This is a genomic window from Amycolatopsis sp. NPDC051128 (genome assembly GCF_040682715.1).
Taxonomy (GTDB): Bacteria; Actinomycetota; Actinomycetes; order Mycobacteriales; family Pseudonocardiaceae; genus Amycolatopsis.
The window spans coordinates 299,566-316,164 of sequence record NZ_JBFBBN010000001.1 but is presented as its reverse complement, the minus strand read 5'-3'; the positions used below and the strand labels follow the sequence as shown (position 1 = coordinate 316,164).

The following is a 16,599-nucleotide window of genomic DNA, read 5'->3' as shown; positions in this document are numbered from 1 at the left end:
TCCCTGCTCGTATGCTGACCTACAGTTCGTAGAATATAACGTAGAAGTGGTCATTGTCGAGCATGCGTTGCTGGAGGTACATCGAGGCCAGTTGAGTGCCACCTAACCGATTTTGCTCGCCGTCGATCATCTCGGCGTCGTAGGGGCCGCCGCTTGCGGCGCCTTCTTTGGTGCTTGCGAAGGCATATTCGTCGCACTCTTGGCCTTCAGGCCTTGGCAGGCTCGACGGACATGCCTTGTTTCGATTCTGGCTGATTTTTGCATCATCGGTTTCGCGGTGCAGGGGACCGGTCGTCGCGTTGCCTGCGATTCCAAGACTCTGGGCGTGCTGAATATGGTTCACGAGTTCGGGTACTTCGGCTGGCTGGTAGACCAAGAGACCGTTTCCGCGGAAGACGCATCCGGGTCCAATGTTGCCCTTCAAGACGTTGTCGCAGCGAATCGGGATGATCAGGCTGTCGCTGAATTGGACGGGCCCTTCGCCAACTGTTCCGATAAAGTAGTCTACGTAAGGCGCGCCCTCGCGAATTTGCGGCCCACCTGTGGGCGACAGCAGGGAGTCTACGATGAAATCTCCTTGAACGGTTTGCCCTAGAGACATGCGCGTGTATCCGAAACTTCCCTGTGTTGTGCAGTCTCCCTCGCAGAAAGATCGCCCGTTGGCTCGCCATTGCTTGCTTGCCGCCGTGCCAGTGGCAGCGTAGGGGGTAATGTAAATGCTCATTGTCGACCGAAGGCCTGTGTTATTGGTTGCCGAGTACAGTGTAACGTGAAAGTCGTATTCTCCGACAGGTTTGCCACCTACGACAATAATGAGCCCTCGATTGGACTTAACGCACTCCTCTCGTTTCTTTAGTTGCCCAAACATGTTGTCGCCGATAAGTTCGCAGATGCGACTGCTTGGTCCTGCTGCTGCCGCCGCCTTTGCGGCGGGACTCTGCGAGGCCTCAAGCTTGGGTGGGCGCGTGCACATAAAAGTCTCTGGCTTGCCGGCGTTGCGCATCTCGCGAGATTTCTGAGCGCAGGTGTCGAGCTGAGCAGGCAATTTGCCTGTTATGGTTGAAAGTATTTCAGGTTGCTGATTTCCCGCAGCGGCGGCGGCTGGTTCGGAAATAATGCTCAGTGTTGCCGCGATCAAGGCGGAAGCCAGAGAAAATCGGGCAACCTTTGAAGTGTGTCTCCAAATAAGTCGCTTGTCTTGCAATCGGACTCTCCAATTGATCATTGATTCTCGATCGAATGTACTCCGGTTGTTCACAGGAGGGCGGTAATATAATGATTGCTGATCATGACTTGCCCACGCCGACTCATTGCCGTCAATCGGATGTGCTGGAATTGCAGGCTGGCGCTAGAACTTGCGGCAGACTGATCGTCGATGAACGCAATCTCTCACCCCTCCCCAGGGGGAGTATATGTCTGATTTTGGGTCAATGGTAGGAAGGTCACTGACCTGGCGTAGCCCTGGTGAAAATTTGTGATAATTTGACAAGAAATGGGAGGCGAAGAGGAGGCATCTGCGCGAGGTTACCCGCGAGGACGTGCTGGCCTCCCTGGAACCCTTGTCCGGGAACAGTCGTCAGGCGACGTTAGTCGCGCTGCGGTCGCTGTTCCGCATGGCGAAAATGGCAGGCGTCGTCTTTCGTGACCCCAGCTCCCGCATCCGGATCGGCGCCGCTGCTGGCGCGATCCTGCAACCGCTGCCCGACGAGGAGGTGTGGCGCACGGTCGCTGCCGCGGTGCGACCGGCCGATCCGCTGATCCTCGCGCTGGCCACGATCCACGCCGCTCGCGGACACGCCATCCGGCTGCGCAGCTGGCTCGCCTATCGCCGAGCGACCTGGGCAGTCACGCCGAACCCGCACCTGCTGATCAACCGGCGCACCGCGGCCGCCACCACCGAAGTCGGTCACGGCTGGCTTTCCAAGGCCTGCCGGCCATGCTTGAACGCCTGCGCATGGACCGTCACCTTCGACGAAGCCCTGACTGAGCCGGACCCCACCGGGATGGTTCAGGCGATTTCGCGGCTGATGTAGCGCTGCAGGGTCGGCGCCACCGCCACCACCAGCGTCTCGACCTCCGCCGTGGTCATCGGCCCGGACTTCGCGGCGAGGTCGGCGCGGGCGTGACGGATCCCGGCCAGACCGAGCCGGACCGCGAACCCACCCGCCGACCCGGGCTCGGACTCGACACCGTGTGCTATTCCTCGGCGACGCCCGGGCCGGCAGCCAGGACGTGGACGGTGTCGCCGGTGCGCAATGGCGCGTCCTGTGGTCCCTTGACGTGCGGGTTGATCCAGACGGGGCGGTGCTCCCCTCGCAAGGGGTACCACTGGTTGCGCCAGTGCCAGCGCACCCGGAAGCTGCGGCCGGTGTCATGTTCGCGGTCCGGGCGTCGGCGCGGTCGCGGATGCGGACCACTCGCACGGCGCTGGGGTTGTAGCCCTCGCGTTCGGCGCGGCGTCGCAGCGTGCGCAGCAGCGGCAGCTTTTCGACCGCGGTGACGCTGGGCTGGGCCATCAGCAGCCACGTCGCTCGCAGCACCTGGCCCCACGCGATCGTGGTGTTCTCGACCTGCGCCCAGCCGACGTCGGTCTAGTCGAAGTCCTCGCCGTGCATGATCACGCCGGATGCGGTGGTCTCCTTGACCCGGATGCCCGCGGCGCCGAACCGGTACATCAGCTCGTTGTCCCAGTTCAGTTCCGCGCGGGTGCGACGGTAGAGGTCCCTCGGCCTAGGTGCGCGAGAGGTTTCGGTACTTCATGAGCAGCGGGATCTCCGCGGCGCGGTCGCTGGCCGACCACAGTGTGATCCACATCCCCGGGTCGCCGCCGAGCGGTCCCCAGCTCGCGGCGACGATCGAGACCACGCCGGCGACGTCGGCGGGCGTGTCCGGCAGCGTCTCGGGCAGGCAGGCGCCGATCGGCTCGGCGAACACCACGAACCCGGTCTGGGCGGGGATGTCTTCGGGGTGCAGGTTGTGCACCGGCAAGGTCTCGGCCGCGGCGAGCGCCAGTCTGGTCATGTCCTCGGTGACGTAGAACAGCTCCGCCCCGGCCAGCCGAGTGCGTTCCTGGGCCAGCAGCCGCGCGGCCTCGGCTGGCAGGTCGCGGCTGCGGGCGGGCACGGTGCCGCGCTGGTTGGCCAGGTTGTAGACCAGCGCCTGCACCTGGAACGGGTTGCGCAGCGAGTCGGCCAGCGCTTCGCGCATCGCCGGCAGCTCCCGCGGCGCCGGCGGATCCCACGGTCCTGGCGTCGGAGGTTTCTCGGAGGCCGTCACGATCATTCACTGTAGACGCCGACGACCCGTGCAGGCGGCACGTCAGCGTGCGTCGTGAAACCGCCGTACAGGTCCACGACGCACGAAACTCAGGGGAGCTTCGAGCCGGATGACCCCGTCACGGCCGCGCCGAGGGAATCCCGCGGCGGTCGAGCGGGCTGCAACTGGCCGGCGCGCTGGACGAGGTGTACCCGCAGTGGCGCGACGCGATCGACGAAGCGTCACTCGCGTCGTCCCCGAAGTGTTGAGTTGGAACGTGGCGGGTTGCGTTCCGGCCGAGCCTAAGCAGCGATCCAGGAGCTGCGGTCGTTGTATCGCAGCGACTGCATACGCCGTTGAAGTTCCGCGGCTGCGGCTGCGTCTCCGTTTCCGGCGCGGCGTAGGAAGCTGCCGAGGGTATGCAGATCGCGGATGCGAACGAGTGTGTCGATCCCGGTCCAATCGCGGGGGTCGTACCCGTATGCCGTCGTGAACGCGTCCAGTTCGGCGGGTGTGCGGCCGAAGCGGATGCCGCCCTGGATAGTGTTCGCGAGGTCGAGTTCGCGGGGCCCCCAAGCAGGTTCATCCCAGTCGCCGAGCAACACCCGGTCGTCGTCCCAGAGCGTGTTACCCGGGTAGGCGTCTCCGTGAATCAAACCGGCTCCCAGCGGGAACGCTAGGCCTTGGAAGTCGTCAAGGAGTCGGTCGCGTTCGCCGATGAGCCAGCGGCGGTCGTCGTCTGGCAGGGTGGAGTCGGCGGCGACGGCCTCCGCGAACGACGACAGCGGCGCAGCGGTCGGCAGCTTGACTGGCGGGGCGGGAAGCTGATGAAGCACCCGCAGTAGCGAGCCGAGGTGGCCTGCACTGGGAACGCCGCGGTCGGTTTGGTCATAGAACACCCAGAAAGTCGCCACGTAATCGGCGACCTCGATCGACTGGTCCACCTCAGCCGGTCGCGTGCAGGGGAAACCCTGGTCGGTCAGCCACTGGGTCAGGCGCACAGCCCGATTGGCCTGTTCTCGAGCTGCCAGTGCGGCGACTTTCACCACGATGCCGGTGTCGCCGGCTGCGGGCAGCAGATAGACGCCGTTGGCGTGGTTGCGCAGTGCAACAGCGCCGGTGGGATCGAGGCCGGCGTGGCGGCAGGCGAGGTCGAGCGCGGCTGCGCGGGCGAGGTCAGGCACGTGCCGATGGTAGAGCGCGGGGCTGCCGGGCGAGGTGGTCGGTCAGCTGGTCGGCCAACGCGCCGGCGGCCCGGTGCTGCTGCAGCCCCAGCTGCCGAGCATGGTCGCGCAGCGTCGTGAGGGCGCCGTCGAGCTGCTTGATCTGCCGGTCCTCGGGCAGGCTGAGCACCTGTCCGAGCGAGGTGGTGGCCCCGGTGAGGTTGTCTTGGCCGAGGCAGGCCCGCGCGTGGTCGATGCGGGCCAACGCCAGGTCGCCGTAGGAATGCTCTTCCGGAGGTCCCTGTTCGTAGGAGACGATTGCGTGCGCGGCGAGCTGCTGTGCCTCGGGGTAGTCGCCGAGCAGGGCGTGTGCTCCACCGGCATAGTAGGTCCGTTTGGTGTCGGGGAAGGACAGCAGTCCGCCGAATCCCTCGACCGCGTCCGCCGTGACGAACCCTCGACCCGGTGGTTCGTGAAGCTGGACCAGCAGCTGACGGGCCAATTCGGGTTGCCGTGAGCGGGCAGCGGAGCGTGCGGCGATGGAGAGCAGCCGCACGCGGGTTTGTGGTCCGGCGTTGTACTGCAGTCCTTTGAGCGCGTCTCTGACGGCGGCATCCGGCCGCCGGGACCATTCGTGGAGCAGCGCGGAGGAGCCATAGCTCCAGGCGCGCAGTGCGGCGCTGTCCACAGCGGTGGCCAAGGTGGCAGCGGCTCGCAGATGTTTCAGCGCGGCGCCGGGGTTGCCGAGGTTCTGGCTTGCGTGAGCAAGCAGGAGGGATGCCACGCCGGTCAGGAACATCAGGTCTTGGGTTTGGCTGGGGCGATGGGGTGTTCGCAAGGCTCGTGCGAGGGTGTTGTGGGCTTGGTGCAGCTCGGAGAACAGGGCCGGCAATGGCTGGTGAACGTAGGCGATCGCCAGGCGGGACAGCTCGGCGTATTGGTGCTCGATCAGCTCCACGTCCGAGCCCAGTGCCGCAACGTCGTTCGCGAGTTGCTCGGCCTGCGCGGCGGCGTCGTCGACGTCGACCAGCAAGTCCGTCGGCTTCGACGGGACGCCCCCGATGCTGTCCGGGACAGCGCCCATGGTCTGGTGAAAACGTGCCCGGACAGTCGGCGTCGCTTGCGCTAACGCCACCGACAGCAGTTCCTGCGCCTCCCTGCCGGGAGTTCTCGGATTGGTCGTGCGATTCCATTTCGCGACCGTCGAGTGAGACAGCCCCAAGTGTTGCGCGAACTCGCCGAGAGTGCATCCCATTGCCGCGCAGAGTGCGGCGGCGCTCGTTGCTGTCCAGCGCTCCATCAGCTCTCCCGCCCTGCCATCATCTGCAACTCAGTGTGAACGAACGCGCAGTCGGCGGCAATGGGCGGCGCAGGCGGAGGCCTCGGCCAGGCCCTGCGAGGCCACAGGGTGCCACCTTTCAGGTTCCCATTCGGCAGGTCGCTGAACAGGCTGTATGTCGTGAACCGAAGCACGGTCAAGGCGACCGGACGTGACGACGAGACCCAGCTGATGGACCACCCGAGTCTCGCGCAACGTGACTGCCGGTTGCGTACGCGGAGGGTGCTTCCCGTGAATAGGTCACGGTTGTCGGCGCCGGGTTTTTGCCGGTGTTCGAGCAGGCGCCAGAGCGGGTGATCGAGCCGGATCCAGGACGCGTTCGCCATGAGCAGATCGGAAGTGACCATGATGACCACCGTGCCGGTGTCGGCGATTGGCGACGTCGTTGACGAGGCAATCTGTGCTGTGCAGAACAGGCCGCTTCAATCGGCGGTTTATATTCCGCAGCTGGTGACGTCCGGAATCGCCGACGTGTTGTCCGCGGCGCTGGGGAGGCTGATTGTCCACCGTCAGGGGCCTACTGAGGACTTGCTTGTCGATACGCGCAGCGGGTCGGCGGTGCGGATCGTGCTGGACTCGCATTCGGGGGCGCGGCCGGCCATGTACATCGCCGAGTACATCAGTGACGGCGGCGAGCCGTACTTGTTCGATCGGCTCGTTGCCATCGCGGTCTCGACGGACAGCCGACCGTTGTGACTCCCGGGCCGATGATCCGATGTTCGCCGCGGCTGCGCGCACCGTGCACGCCCGCGACGCCGCCTGCGGTGCTGATCGACCGGATCGGCCGCTGGGTCACCACCGAACTCGCCGAGGGTCGTGCGGGCGTACTGCACACCGAGTCGCTCGTGCAGCTCATCAACTGGATGGTGACGGTCTGGGTGCGCGGCCAGCTACTGGCCGACGCCCATGTGGACGCAAGCGACCCGCAGGTGCGGGTCGCGTCGGCGCAGCTGGGTGAGCTGGGCCGCGCCTACGACAACCTGGTCACCGATCCGCGGCTGGGACGGCCCCGGCTTCCGGCCCTGCAGACACCTACCGGGCCGTCTGGAATGGAGTGAACCGCGATGGAGGGGGCGAATATCCGGTCGATGGCGGGGGTGATGGTCGCGGCCGACAGCCCGGCCGGGCGTGCCGCCGAGGCGATTAACGACCTGACCCGACACTTGCCCGAGCCCGGTGCACCGGCGGTGTGCTCGACCTGCCCGGGACGGTTCTGGCCCTGCGACGACTTCCACGACGCGGCCCGGCGCGTGCGCACAGCGCGAATGCGGGTCGGCGACCTCGTCCCGCTGGAATTGCACCCCCGCTTGTGGCCACCGCGCGCGAATCCAGCATCGCCCGGGGTGCATGCGTGGCCGTCCGACGCCCCTGATGAGGAGACCGACCGTGGATGAAGTCCTGAGCTCAGCCCTCCGGAGCGTTGTGTTCGCGCGGCTGGACTATCTCGACCGCCTCGCCCACGATGGCGACGAGCCGTCCAGGGCCGCCCTCGCCGACACCGAGATCACCCGCCTGACCGGGGCGTGGCGGAGCCTGCTGACCGCGCATCAGCCGGACGAACGCGGCCGGTGCCCGCAATGTTCAGGACGGCGTCGGCACCGTCGCCATCCCTGCACGGTCTGGACCATCGCCCACCAGCACCTGATCGCCGCCGCCGGCCCTCCCGAGCACCGCACCAGCAGGCACGCGGCTGGCGCCGGTCGGTCGACCGTCGCGACGCTGGAGGCTTCGTGACCAAGTCCACCGTCCCACCGCTCACGGCGAGCCCCGGCCTCGCTGAGACGCACAGGACCCCGAAACTGTCAGACCCCTCTGAAAAGGTAATCAAGTGAACACACTCCGACATGACGATGCCAGCGCCGCCGAGTTCCGCGATGCCCTGGTGGACACGCTGCTCGCCAACAAGATGATCACCTCCCCGGCGGTGGAGCGGGCGTTCCGCACCGTGCCGCGGCACCTGTTCGTCGCCGAAGGCACTCCGCTGGACGTCACCTACGCCGTCGACAACTCGGTGGCGATCAAACGCGACCCGGACGGCGTGGTCATTTCCTCCACCAGCGCGGCCTACATCCAGGCCCGGATGATCGAGCAGGCCGGGCTCGGTCCGGGCATGAGCGTGCTCGAGATCGGGTCCGGCGGCTTCAACGCCGCACTGCTGGCCGAGATCGTCGGCCCGGACGGCCGGGTGGTCAGCGTGGACATCGACCCGCAGGTGACCGACCGCGCCCGCGAACTGCTGGAGCAGACCGGCTACGGCGACGGGGTCACCGTCGTGCAGGCCGACGCCGAGAACCCGCTGCCGGCGCTCGACGCTCCCGTGGACGCGATCCTGGTGACCGTCGGGGCCTGGGACCTCGCCCCGGCGTGGCTGGAGCACCTGTCCACCGACGGCACGATCGTCGTCCCGCTGCGGATGAACGGCATCACCCGCACCATCGCCTTCCACCGCGAGGGCGACCACCTGGTCAGCACCTCGGCCGAGGTCGCCGGGTTCGTCCCGATGCAGGGCGAGGGCGCCCGCGACGAACGGGTCTTCCTGCTGCCCGACCGCAACGGCCACCACGTCAAGCTCCGCTTCGAAGGCGACGTTCCGGCGGACATGAGCCTCCTGGACGGGGTCCTGAAGACCGAGCGCACCGAGGTGTGGTCGGGCGTCACGATCAAGCACGGCGTGTCCTTCGCCGACCTGCACCTGTGGTTCGCCGCGTTCCTGCCCGGCTTCTGCAAGCTGGCCGTGGACGAGGGCACCGACCTGGCCGCCGAACGCAAGAGTTGGTTCCCCTTCGGCGCCGTGCACGGCGACTCCTTCGCCTACCTGGCCGTCCGCCCCCTTCCCGAAGGCGGCGGATCGGAGTTCGGCGCGCGCGCCTACGGAGTACACGGCGAAGCCGCCGCCACCGCGATGGTCGAACAGATCCAGGCATGGGACCGCGAGGGCCGCGACCGCGAACCCGCCTTCACCTACTGGCCAACCGGCTCCACCCGTCCCGAGTTCGGCGAGGACACGGCCGTGCTGGTCAAGACGCACGGCGTGGCCACGATCTCCTGGTTGCCGGAGGCGTAAGCCGCCGCTGACCAGGGAGCCCTGCACAACCCCGAGAAGTGAGGAGCGAACCGAATGTCAGCAGCACTGGCCGTCGAACCCGTCGACGTGGTCGACGACGCGGAGTTCGAGCTGGACATGCGCGTGGTGGAGTCCAGCACCAAGCTCGTGATCATGATGTGCGACACGAGCGACGGGTGTGGCAGCACCTGCAGCACGAGCGCGTGCACCACGTTCTCCAACGACCCGTTCTGATCCAACCCCTTCCCGTCGGCGCCCGAGTCTGGCTCGGGCGCCGACTGCAGAAGTTGCTCTTGATCGTGACCGGGTGAGGAGAGCGAATCGCCATGACCGTGTCCCCGCGCTATGAGCACACCGGCCTTGTCCTGGCCCGCGTCACCACCGATCCCGGCGATCTCGACCCACCCACACAACTGAACCCAGCCGACCCGACCGCGGTGGAACAGCAAGGCCGTGCATGGCTGGATAAAGTGTGGGCGCGCCCGGAGGTCCGGGACGCCCTGGCACTGGCCAGTCCCGTTCTCGCCGAGCGCCTCGACCAGATCCTGGGCGATGAGACCGCCTCGTGCACGGCGAAGGAGTTGCGTCGCGCTGTCGTCTCTGTGGCGACCTACATGCTGCGCTGGCAGCGTCGGGCGACGCCGTTCGGCCTGTTCGCCGGGGTCGCTGCGGCCAGGGTCGGCCCCGCGGCGGCCGAGGTCGGCATGGGGCATCGGGTCGTGGCGCGGGTGGACGGCGAATGGCTGACCACGCTGATCGACCGGCTCGAACGGCGCCCGGACCTGCGCCCTGGCCTGACCGTTGTGGTGGACGACGCGCGGTTCGTGCGCGATGGGCGCGTGATCGTGCACCGCCGCGCCGAGGTCGGCGCGGCCACGCCAGGGCCGCTGCGGGAGTCCTCGGTGCGGCTGACCCGTCCGGTGCGGTTCGTCCTGGCCGCGGCCGGTTCGCCGATCCGCTTCGACACCCTCGCCGAGCAGATGACGGCCGAGTTCCCGTCCGCGTCCTCCGGCAAGATCGACGCACTGCTGCACGGGCTGGTCGACGCCGGTGTGCTGATCACGAGCCTGCGGCCGCCGATGACCAGCGCCGACGCGGTGTCCCACCTGACCGGTGCCCTGCACGCGGCCGGAGCGGACACCCTCGACGACGTCGCCACCGATCTGCGCGAGTTCGACGCGATCAGCGCCGACCTGGCCCGGCACAACCACACCAGCAATCCTGACCAGGCAAGGGAAATCCGGGCGGCGGTCGCCACCCGAATGACCGCCCTGGTTCCCGGAGCCAGCCCTACGGTGGCCACCGACGTGCGCATCGACGCGACGATCACCGTCCCGGAGCGGGTGCTCGACGAGGCCGCGCGGGCGGCCACCGTGCTGCTGCGGACCAGCACGCAACCCTTCGGGACGGCAGCGTGGCTGGATTATCACGCCCGGTTCCTCGCCCGCTACGGTCCCCGCGCGCTGGTGCCGGTGCGGGACCTGCTCGCCGATTCCGGCCTCGGATATCCCGCCGGCTACCTTGGTGCGCCACGCGCCCGGCCCGCGTGGCGGGTGCTGACCGACCGCGACGCCGCCCTCCTGGCGTTGATCCAGCAGGCCACCCTGTCCGGAGCGCCGGAGATCGAACTGACCGACGCCGACGTCGAGGCGCTGACCGTCGGGGAGCACGCCGACGTCGTCCCGCCCGAGCGGATCGAACTGGGCGCCGAGGTGCACGCCGCTTCGACCGCGGCGATCGACCGCGGCGAGTTTCGGCTGCGGGTCACCGCCGCGCCGCCCGCACACACCAGCATGGCCGGCCGGTTCGCCAACCTGCTCGACGAGGCCGACCACACCCGGCTGGCCACGACCTACGCCGCACGACCGGCGGACCAGGACGGGCCGGACACGGTAGCGGTGCAGTTGTCCTTTCCGCCGCGCCGCCCCCACAACGAGAACGTGGTGCGGGTGCCGCCACTGCTCGGCGCCGTCGTGTCGCTCTCGGAGCACCCCGATCCGACGCGCCCGGACCTCACCATCGTCGGAGTGGACGACCTGGCGGTCACCGCCGACGCCGAGCAGATGTACCTGGTGCAGGTCTCCACCGGCCGGCGGGTGATCCCGCGGATTCCGCACGCCCTGGACACCGCCGCGCAGAGCCCGCCGCTGGCCCGGTTCCTCGCCGAGGTCGCCGACGCCCGCAGCGCGGTGTTCCGCGGCTTCGATCACGGCGCCGCCCGTGTCCTGCCCTACGTGCCGCGCATCCGCTACCGGTGCACAGTCCTGGCCGCCGCCCGCTGGCGCCTCTCCAGCACCGACCTCGCCGACCGGCCCGAAAGCAACGACAGGCAGGAGGCGTTGCGGTCATGGCGGCAGCGCTGGCGGGTACCGGCACGGATAGTGCTCGTCCACGGGGAGCTGCGCCTGCCGCTGGACCTCGACCAGGAACTCGACCTCGCCCTGCTGCACGCCCACCTGGACAGAACTGACCGGGTCGAACTGCACGAGGGCGGCCCGCCCGACGGACAGGGCTGGATCGGGCGGCCGGCGGAGCTGCTGATCCCGATGACCGCGATCTCCCCGCCCGCACGGCCGCTGCCCGCCACCGCCGCACCCGGTGCCGCCCTGCAGCCCGGTGACGCCGCCGTGGTGCACGCGCAGCTGGTGGGCAACCCGGCGCGGTTCGACGAGATCCTCACCGCGCACCTGCCCCGGTTCGTCGCCGAACCCCACGACCAAAGTGACCCGGGCGGGCCGGTCGAGGCGTGGTGGGTGCGGCGGCACCGCGACATGATCCGGCCCGAGACCGATCAGCACCTCGCCGTGTTCCTGCGCCTGACCAGCCCCGAGCAGTACGGGCCGATCGCCGCCCGGCTGGCCGCGTTCGCGGCCGACCTGGACTCCCGCGGGCTGCCCGGCCAGCTCACCCTCGCCCCGGCGCCGCAGCACCGCGCCCGCTACGGCGACGGCCCCGCGCTCACCGCGGCCGTACAGGTGTTCGCCACCGACACGACGGCCGCCATCGCCCAGCTCGCCGCGGCGCAGACGTCCGGGGTTCCGGCTCAGGCGCTGGCCGCGGCGTCGATGGCGCACCTGGCCGCGTCCTTCGCGCCCGATTCCCAGACCGGGTACCGGGCGCTGCTCGGCTGCCTGCAACAGGAGCACGGACCGCTGGACCGGGAGCTGCGCGACTGCGCACTCGCGGTGGCCGACCCGGACCAGCAGTACCGCGCGGTCCGCGCGCTACCGGGCGGCGACGCGGTCGCCGCCGCGTGGCGTGCCCGCGACACCGCGCTGCACGCCTACCACGGTGTCCTCGCCCTGCAGGGTCGCGAGCCGGGCGTAGTGCTGCGCACGTTGCTGCACGAGCACCACATCCGCGCCATCGGCGTCGATCCGACGTTCGAGAAGGAGACCGGCCGCCTCGCCCGCGCGGTCGCGCTGCGCCTGCTCGCCCTGGCCGGTGCCCAATGACGCCCGCCACGAACCCGCGACCGGAGGGCGGCGAGGTGACGCTGACCCTCGACGAGGTGGCCGGCCAGTCGCTGGCCCGGGGCGCGGTGGGGGACGCGCTGCTGCACGTCGAACGTGCCTGGACCGGCTCCGGCAGCTGGGCCACCGCGCAGGACCATATTCGTCGGGTGGTGGCGGGGCCGGTCGACGCCGCCGACCATGCCGGCCTGTACTACGGGGCGCCCGCGGTCGCGTTCCTGCTGCACGCCGCCGCCGACCGCCATCCCCGCTACCGCGCGGCCAGCCAGACGATGGACGAGCACGTCCTGCGCCTGACCCGGCGGCGGCTGGCCACCGCCGGTACCCGGATCGACCGCGGAGAGCCCGCCGCTTTCGCCGAGTACGACCTGTTCTACGGGCTCACCGGCATCGGGGCGCTGCTGCTGCGTCACCACGCCGACAGCGACGAGCTGGCCGGGATTCTGCGGTACGTGGTCACCGTGGCGACCCGGCCGCGCCACGAGGATGGTGTCGAGCTGCCGGGCTGGTGGGTGGCGCACGACCCGGACGAGATCCTGCCGACTCCCGGCGGACACGCGAACTTCGGCATGGCCCACGGCGTCGCCGGGTTGCTGGCCTTCCTCGCTTTGGCCACCCGGCAGGGGCGCGTGGTCGACGGCCAGTACGAGTCGATCGCTGTGCTCACGCAGTGGTTCGACCGGTGGCGCCAGGACGGACCGGACGGGCCGTGGTGGCCGCAGTGGATCACCCGTGAGGAGCTGCGCACGGGCCGCCCCGTCGACCCCGGCTCTGGCCGGGCCTCCTGGTGCTACGGGACGGTCGGCATCGCCCGCGCCCAGCAACTGGCTGCTCTGGCCACCGATGACGTGCACCGTCAGGACGCCGCCGAGGACGCCCTGGCCGCGAGCCTGGCGGACCCGCAGCTCGACCGGATCACCGAGCCGGGCCTGTGCCACGGCGTCGCTGGGGTGTACCAAACCGCTTACCGCACCTGTCTCGACGCCCGTGGCCCAGCGCTCGCCCGCCGGCTTCCGGCGTTGGCCGACCGGCTCGCGTGGTCGCGCGGTGACGAGGACGGCGACCAGGCGAACGCGAGCGGGTTACTGACCGGACGCGCCGGGGTGGACCTGGCGCTGGAGACCGCGCGGCGCAGCACGCCGCCTCACACGGGATGGGACGCATGCCTGCTGATCGCCTGACCACCACGCCCCGGATGACCGCGCCCACCGGTCTCAACGCCGCGGTGCTGGCGGTGCTCGCCGGTGCCGACCCGGCCACGGTCGCGGCTCGCCACGCCCTGGGCCTGGCCGACCTCGACGATGCCGTGCGGACCTACCAGGCCGCCGGGCTCGCTGCGCTGGAACGCCGTGCTGAAGGCGCCTGGTATCAGGTGCGTGTCGAGTTCGCCGACTGGTCGGCCGCCGAGACGGTCGGCGTCACGACGCTCGGACCCGCCCTGGACCGGCTCCGCGCCGATGGGGCGCTGGCCGGCTGGTGGTTCCTGCGCAAACATCCCTGCTGGCGGCTACGGCTGCTGCGCGCGGACATCGCGGCCGTCGACCGCGTGCTCGACGAGCTGACCGGCGCCGGGGTCATCGCGCGCTGGTGGCCGACGGTGTACGAGCCGGAGACCGCCGCCTTCGGCGGCCCGGCCGGCATGGACACCGTCCATGACCTGTTCTGCGCCGACAGCGTTGGCGTGCTCGACTACCTGCGCCAGGACACTCCCGGCCTCGGCCGCCGGGAACTGTCCATCCTGCTGCTGAGCGGACTGATGCGCGCCGCCGGGCTCGACGCGTTCGAGTGCGGCGACGTGTTCGACCGGGTCGCCCGGCTGCGCCCCGCACCCACCGACGCCGACACCGCGCGCATCAGCACGTTGGCCGACAACGTGCGCGTCCTCCTCTCGGTCCCTGACCTGGCCGACAACGCGCTGTTCACCCCCCGCGGGCCGGTCGGCCACGCCGCGCCCTGGCTCGCCGCGTTCGTCACCGCCGGCCGGCAGCTCGGTCACGACGCCGCGGAAGGACACCTCGACCGCGGCCTCCGCGCGATCCTCACCCACGTGGTGATCTTCCACTGGAACCGGTTCGGTCTCTCGGCCACCAGCCAAGGCATCCTCGCCCGCGCGGCGACCACGGCGCTACTGCCCCCGAGCTGACCATGAACCCCACCACGCTGGCCGCCACCGTCCGCCGCTTTCCGCTGCTGGGCCGCCCCCGGCCCTCCTGCCCTTCGCTCCCCGAGCGGGTCCAGGAGATCGTCGACATCGCCGACGCCGCCGGACACGCCGACGCTGACGGATTGGCTGACGGCGCGAGCGTCCTGAACAAGGCGGCACTGATCGCCAGCGACTGCGGCCAGCCGGACCTGGCCCGCGACCTGTGCTGGCAACACATCGACCTCTACCGCGTCGCGGATCGATCGCTCACCGTCCTGCAAGCCCGCCACATGCTCGAACCCGTCCTCAACCTCGCCCGGCTGCAGCTGCGCGCCCACGACGGCGACCAGGCGCTAGGTCTGCTCAAGGCGATGTTCCAGGCCGTCAAGGCCCGCACCGACCTGGTCGTCAATGGGCGCACTCTGCCGCTGACCGACCTGGCCGGAACTCGAACCGAAGTCCACAAGCTGCGCGAATGGGTCTGGTTGCACCTGATCGGGGAGGGCGTCCGGGCCTTGGCACTCGCCGGGCGGTGGGACGACGCGGTTGCCCACGCCCAAGCTCACCGGGGGATCGGCCTGCACCTCATGGAGGGCCGCCAGGCCACGATCGTGGCCCACTGCGTGAACGCAGACCCGGCGGCGGCGCGGGCGTCCCTGGCGGAAAGTACCCCGGAGCAGCCGTGGGAACTCCAGGTCGCGTCCTGCCTGAAGGTGATGTGCGCCAACCCGGACAGCGCCTCGAGGCGAGGGGACGTCGCCGCGATGATCACGCGGTTCGTCGAGCGCCCGCCGATGCCCGGCTACGCCTTCTTCCGCGCTCAACTCGGGCTCACGGTGACCACGCTCGCCGACACCGTCGACTCCGACGCGGCCAGCCGCGTGCTCGCCGAGGTGGTCAGCGAGGTGATCGGGTCGGCAGACGGCTACGCCGCAAGGGAAGCACTGCGGTACCGCGAGATCCCGGACGGAGTGACCGATGGGCAGCGCGCAGTGCTCACCGACCTGGTGATCTCCTCCGGTCTGGGGATCGGAACCATGCGGGAACCTCTCCGGCGGAGCCTGCTGGACTCGACACGGGTCGCAGCTCAGGTGCTACGCGCGGCGCTCCAGCAGCCCGACCGGGCCAGCCGCGTCGGCGTCCGCGGCGCGGTCGGCGAAGCCGCCCACCATCCCGGCGTGTGAAGACGGAGGCGGGACCGATTTGCGACACCAGCGCACCGATCGGGTGGATCAAGGACGAGCAGGCCGGGCTCGGCCCGTTCCTCGAAGACCTCGTCGACCAGTACAGCTCTGGAAGCAGGGCTCCGGCGAACTGGTCGGCTGCGGCCTTCAATGAGTGACCCCCTGCAGGAGTGGCCGGAAGCTCGGCGCGAGGCGTTGCTGTGGCGGTTCGCGCTCACTTTGGATTACGAGGGCGTCGCCGACTACGTCCGAACCACTGCGAGCAGCCCGTGCTTCGGGCCGCACTGGCAGGCGCGTACCGGCGAGCTGACCGCGGTTCTCGGCGATGACGGCCGCTACCACCTCCTACGAGGGGACCTTGTGCTCTGCTCAGGTATCTCCGAGCGGGGAAGTCGAGCGTTGCCCCGCCACGCCGACGGACCGGTACGCCACCAGCGCCGCTACGACTGGTGGACCGACGGCACGACCTACCGCATGTTCGCCCCGCCCACGGCGCCGATCGCGGTACGACGCGGTCCCCGGCACTACCGTGTCGTCGAGTGGGCCGTCCAATGCGATTCCGAGCGCGTCGCTCCCGGAACCGTTCTGCCGAGTCAGCGCTGCACCTACGTCGGCGGGCGCAGCGACTGGCCGCCCTCCCTCTCGCCCGACAGCCGCATCGGCCGCATCCGGCAGCGACTGATCGATCTGGCCGGCGCGCAATGCCACGCCTGCGGACTGCAGGTGGGCGTGATCGTCGATCACGACCCGTTCACCGGGCTGATCCGAGGACTGCTCTGCAGCGACTGCAACGCCTGGATCGACATCTGTCCCCACCTCCGGGGCTGCCCGCGGGCCGCATACCTCAACAACCCGCCTGCCCGGCACCTGCAACTGCGGTATCCCCACGCTCACCGCGACCGCGACCAGCACCGCGCACGTATCGACTATCTCGGCATCGACCCGCTACCCCCGACGCGGCCTTACCGCCGCCGCTGA

General features: G+C 69.5%; 18 protein-coding genes. 13 read left to right on the top strand and 5 right to left on the bottom strand.

Annotated features, from left to right (window positions below):
* Positions 1-19: 19 nt before the first annotated feature.
* Positions 20-1,138: a NucA/NucB deoxyribonuclease domain-containing protein gene (locus AB0M82_RS01390; protein WP_364716415.1), complete on the bottom strand. Its 1,119-nt coding sequence runs from the start codon at positions 1,136-1,138 to the stop codon at positions 20-22.
* A 400-nt stretch (positions 1,139-1,538) separates the two neighbouring features.
* Here AB0M82_RS01390 and AB0M82_RS01385 point away from each other — a divergent pair, with 400 nt between their 5' ends.
* Positions 1,539-2,033, top strand: a complete 495-nt coding sequence (locus tag AB0M82_RS01385) for a hypothetical protein (RefSeq protein WP_364716412.1) — start codon at positions 1,539-1,541, stop codon at positions 2,031-2,033.
* 163 nt (positions 2,034-2,196) lie between these two features.
* On the opposite strand, the gene AB0M82_RS01380 is transcribed toward AB0M82_RS01385, so the two are convergent.
* Positions 2,197-2,352 carry a hypothetical protein gene (locus AB0M82_RS01380; RefSeq protein ID WP_364716409.1) on the bottom strand — a complete coding sequence of 52 codons (156 nt, stop codon included), beginning with the start codon at positions 2,350-2,352 and terminating at the stop codon, positions 2,197-2,199.
* Positions 2,353-2,466: 114 nt separating this feature from the next.
* On the opposite strand from AB0M82_RS01380, the gene AB0M82_RS01375 reads away from it, so the two are divergent.
* On the top strand, positions 2,467-2,595 hold the full coding sequence (locus AB0M82_RS01375) for a hypothetical protein (RefSeq protein WP_364716406.1): 129 nt from the start codon (positions 2,467-2,469) through the stop codon (positions 2,593-2,595).
* 135 nt (positions 2,596-2,730) lie between these two features.
* Here AB0M82_RS01375 and AB0M82_RS01370 read toward each other — a convergent pair whose 3' ends face one another.
* The 3 genes from AB0M82_RS01370 to AB0M82_RS01360 all read right to left on the bottom strand — a co-directional run bounded on the left by AB0M82_RS01370 (position 2,731) and on the right by AB0M82_RS01360 (position 5,718).
* A complete protein-coding gene (locus tag AB0M82_RS01370) occupies positions 2,731-3,276 on the bottom strand; it encodes a hypothetical protein (RefSeq protein WP_364716403.1) in 546 nt (181 codons plus the stop codon).
* A gap of 281 nt (positions 3,277-3,557) precedes the next feature.
* On the bottom strand, positions 3,558-4,439 hold the full coding sequence (locus tag AB0M82_RS01365) for a phosphotransferase (RefSeq protein ID WP_364716400.1): 882 nt from the start codon (positions 4,437-4,439) through the stop codon (positions 3,558-3,560).
* Positions 4,432-5,718, bottom strand: a complete 1,287-nt coding sequence (locus AB0M82_RS01360) for a hypothetical protein (RefSeq protein ID WP_364716398.1) — start codon at positions 5,716-5,718, stop codon at positions 4,432-4,434. Before AB0M82_RS01360 ends, AB0M82_RS01365 begins: the two co-directional genes overlap by 8 nt.
* A gap of 363 nt (positions 5,719-6,081) precedes the next feature.
* On the opposite strand from AB0M82_RS01360, the gene AB0M82_RS01355 reads away from it, so the two are divergent.
* The 11 genes from AB0M82_RS01355 (at position 6,082) to AB0M82_RS01305 (ending at position 16,599) form a co-directional block, all read left to right on the top strand.
* Positions 6,082-6,453 (top strand): hypothetical protein, encoded by a 372-nt coding sequence (locus tag AB0M82_RS01355; protein WP_364716392.1) that lies wholly within the window; start codon positions 6,082-6,084, stop codon positions 6,451-6,453.
* Between the two features lie 11 nt (positions 6,454-6,464).
* On the top strand, positions 6,465-6,815 hold the full coding sequence (locus tag AB0M82_RS01350) for a hypothetical protein (RefSeq protein ID WP_364716390.1): 351 nt from the start codon (positions 6,465-6,467) through the stop codon (positions 6,813-6,815).
* Between the two features lie 328 nt (positions 6,816-7,143).
* Positions 7,144-7,491, top strand: a complete 348-nt coding sequence (locus AB0M82_RS01345) for a hypothetical protein (protein ID WP_364716389.1) — start codon at positions 7,144-7,146, stop codon at positions 7,489-7,491.
* A 94-nt stretch (positions 7,492-7,585) separates the two neighbouring features.
* Positions 7,586-8,821, top strand: a complete 1,236-nt coding sequence (fxlM, locus tag AB0M82_RS01340) for a methyltransferase, FxLD system (RefSeq protein ID WP_364716387.1) — start codon at positions 7,586-7,588, stop codon at positions 8,819-8,821.
* Between the two features lie 54 nt (positions 8,822-8,875).
* Complete coding sequence (locus AB0M82_RS01335) at positions 8,876-9,055, top strand: FxLD family lanthipeptide (RefSeq protein WP_364716385.1); 180 nt, start codon at positions 8,876-8,878, stop codon at positions 9,053-9,055.
* Between the two features lie 92 nt (positions 9,056-9,147).
* A complete protein-coding gene (locus AB0M82_RS01330) occupies positions 9,148-12,276 on the top strand; it encodes a lantibiotic dehydratase (protein WP_364716384.1) in 3,129 nt (1,042 codons plus the stop codon).
* Positions 12,273-13,475 (top strand): lanthionine synthetase C family protein, encoded by a 1,203-nt coding sequence (locus AB0M82_RS01325; RefSeq protein ID WP_364716383.1) that lies wholly within the window; start codon positions 12,273-12,275, stop codon positions 13,473-13,475. Before AB0M82_RS01330 ends, AB0M82_RS01325 begins: the two co-directional genes overlap by 4 nt.
* Complete coding sequence (locus AB0M82_RS01320; protein ID WP_364716380.1) at positions 13,457-14,437, top strand: thiopeptide-type bacteriocin biosynthesis protein; 981 nt, start codon at positions 13,457-13,459, stop codon at positions 14,435-14,437. The genes AB0M82_RS01325 and AB0M82_RS01320 overlap by 19 nt, the downstream gene beginning before the upstream one ends.
* A 2-nt stretch (positions 14,438-14,439) precedes the next feature.
* Complete coding sequence (locus tag AB0M82_RS01315) at positions 14,440-15,621, top strand: hypothetical protein (protein WP_364716377.1); 1,182 nt, start codon at positions 14,440-14,442, stop codon at positions 15,619-15,621.
* Entirely contained in the window at positions 15,618-15,779 is a 162-nt protein-coding gene (locus AB0M82_RS01310; protein WP_364716376.1) for a hypothetical protein, read from the top strand. The genes AB0M82_RS01315 and AB0M82_RS01310 overlap by 4 nt, the downstream gene beginning before the upstream one ends.
* Positions 15,772-16,599, top strand: a complete 828-nt coding sequence (locus AB0M82_RS01305) for an endonuclease domain-containing protein (protein ID WP_364716373.1) — start codon at positions 15,772-15,774, stop codon at positions 16,597-16,599. Before AB0M82_RS01310 ends, AB0M82_RS01305 begins: the two co-directional genes overlap by 8 nt.

Bases quoted from the DNA above. Each gene is read 5' to 3' on its own strand.
- AB0M82_RS01350 (WP_364716390.1), top strand. From the start codon at position 6,465: ATGATCCGATGTTCGCCGCGGCTGCGCGCACCGTGCACGCCCGCGACG.
- AB0M82_RS01335 (WP_364716385.1), top strand. From the start codon at position 8,876: ATGTCAGCAGCACTGGCCGTCGAACCCGTCGACGTGGTCGACGACGCG.
- AB0M82_RS01355 (WP_364716392.1), top strand. From the start codon at position 6,082: ATGAGCAGATCGGAAGTGACCATGATGACCACCGTGCCGGTGTCGGCG.
- AB0M82_RS01330 (WP_364716384.1), top strand. From the start codon at position 9,148: ATGACCGTGTCCCCGCGCTATGAGCACACCGGCCTTGTCCTGGCCCGC.
- AB0M82_RS01320 (WP_364716380.1), top strand. From the start codon at position 13,457: ATGCCTGCTGATCGCCTGACCACCACGCCCCGGATGACCGCGCCCACC.
- AB0M82_RS01325 (WP_364716383.1), top strand. From the start codon at position 12,273: ATGACGCCCGCCACGAACCCGCGACCGGAGGGCGGCGAGGTGACGCTG.
- AB0M82_RS01305 (WP_364716373.1), top strand. From the start codon at position 15,772: ATGAGTGACCCCCTGCAGGAGTGGCCGGAAGCTCGGCGCGAGGCGTTG.
- AB0M82_RS01360 (WP_364716398.1), bottom strand. From the start codon at position 5,718: ATGGAGCGCTGGACAGCAACGAGCGCCGCCGCACTCTGCGCGGCAATG.
- AB0M82_RS01315 (WP_364716377.1), top strand. From the start codon at position 14,440: ATGAACCCCACCACGCTGGCCGCCACCGTCCGCCGCTTTCCGCTGCTG.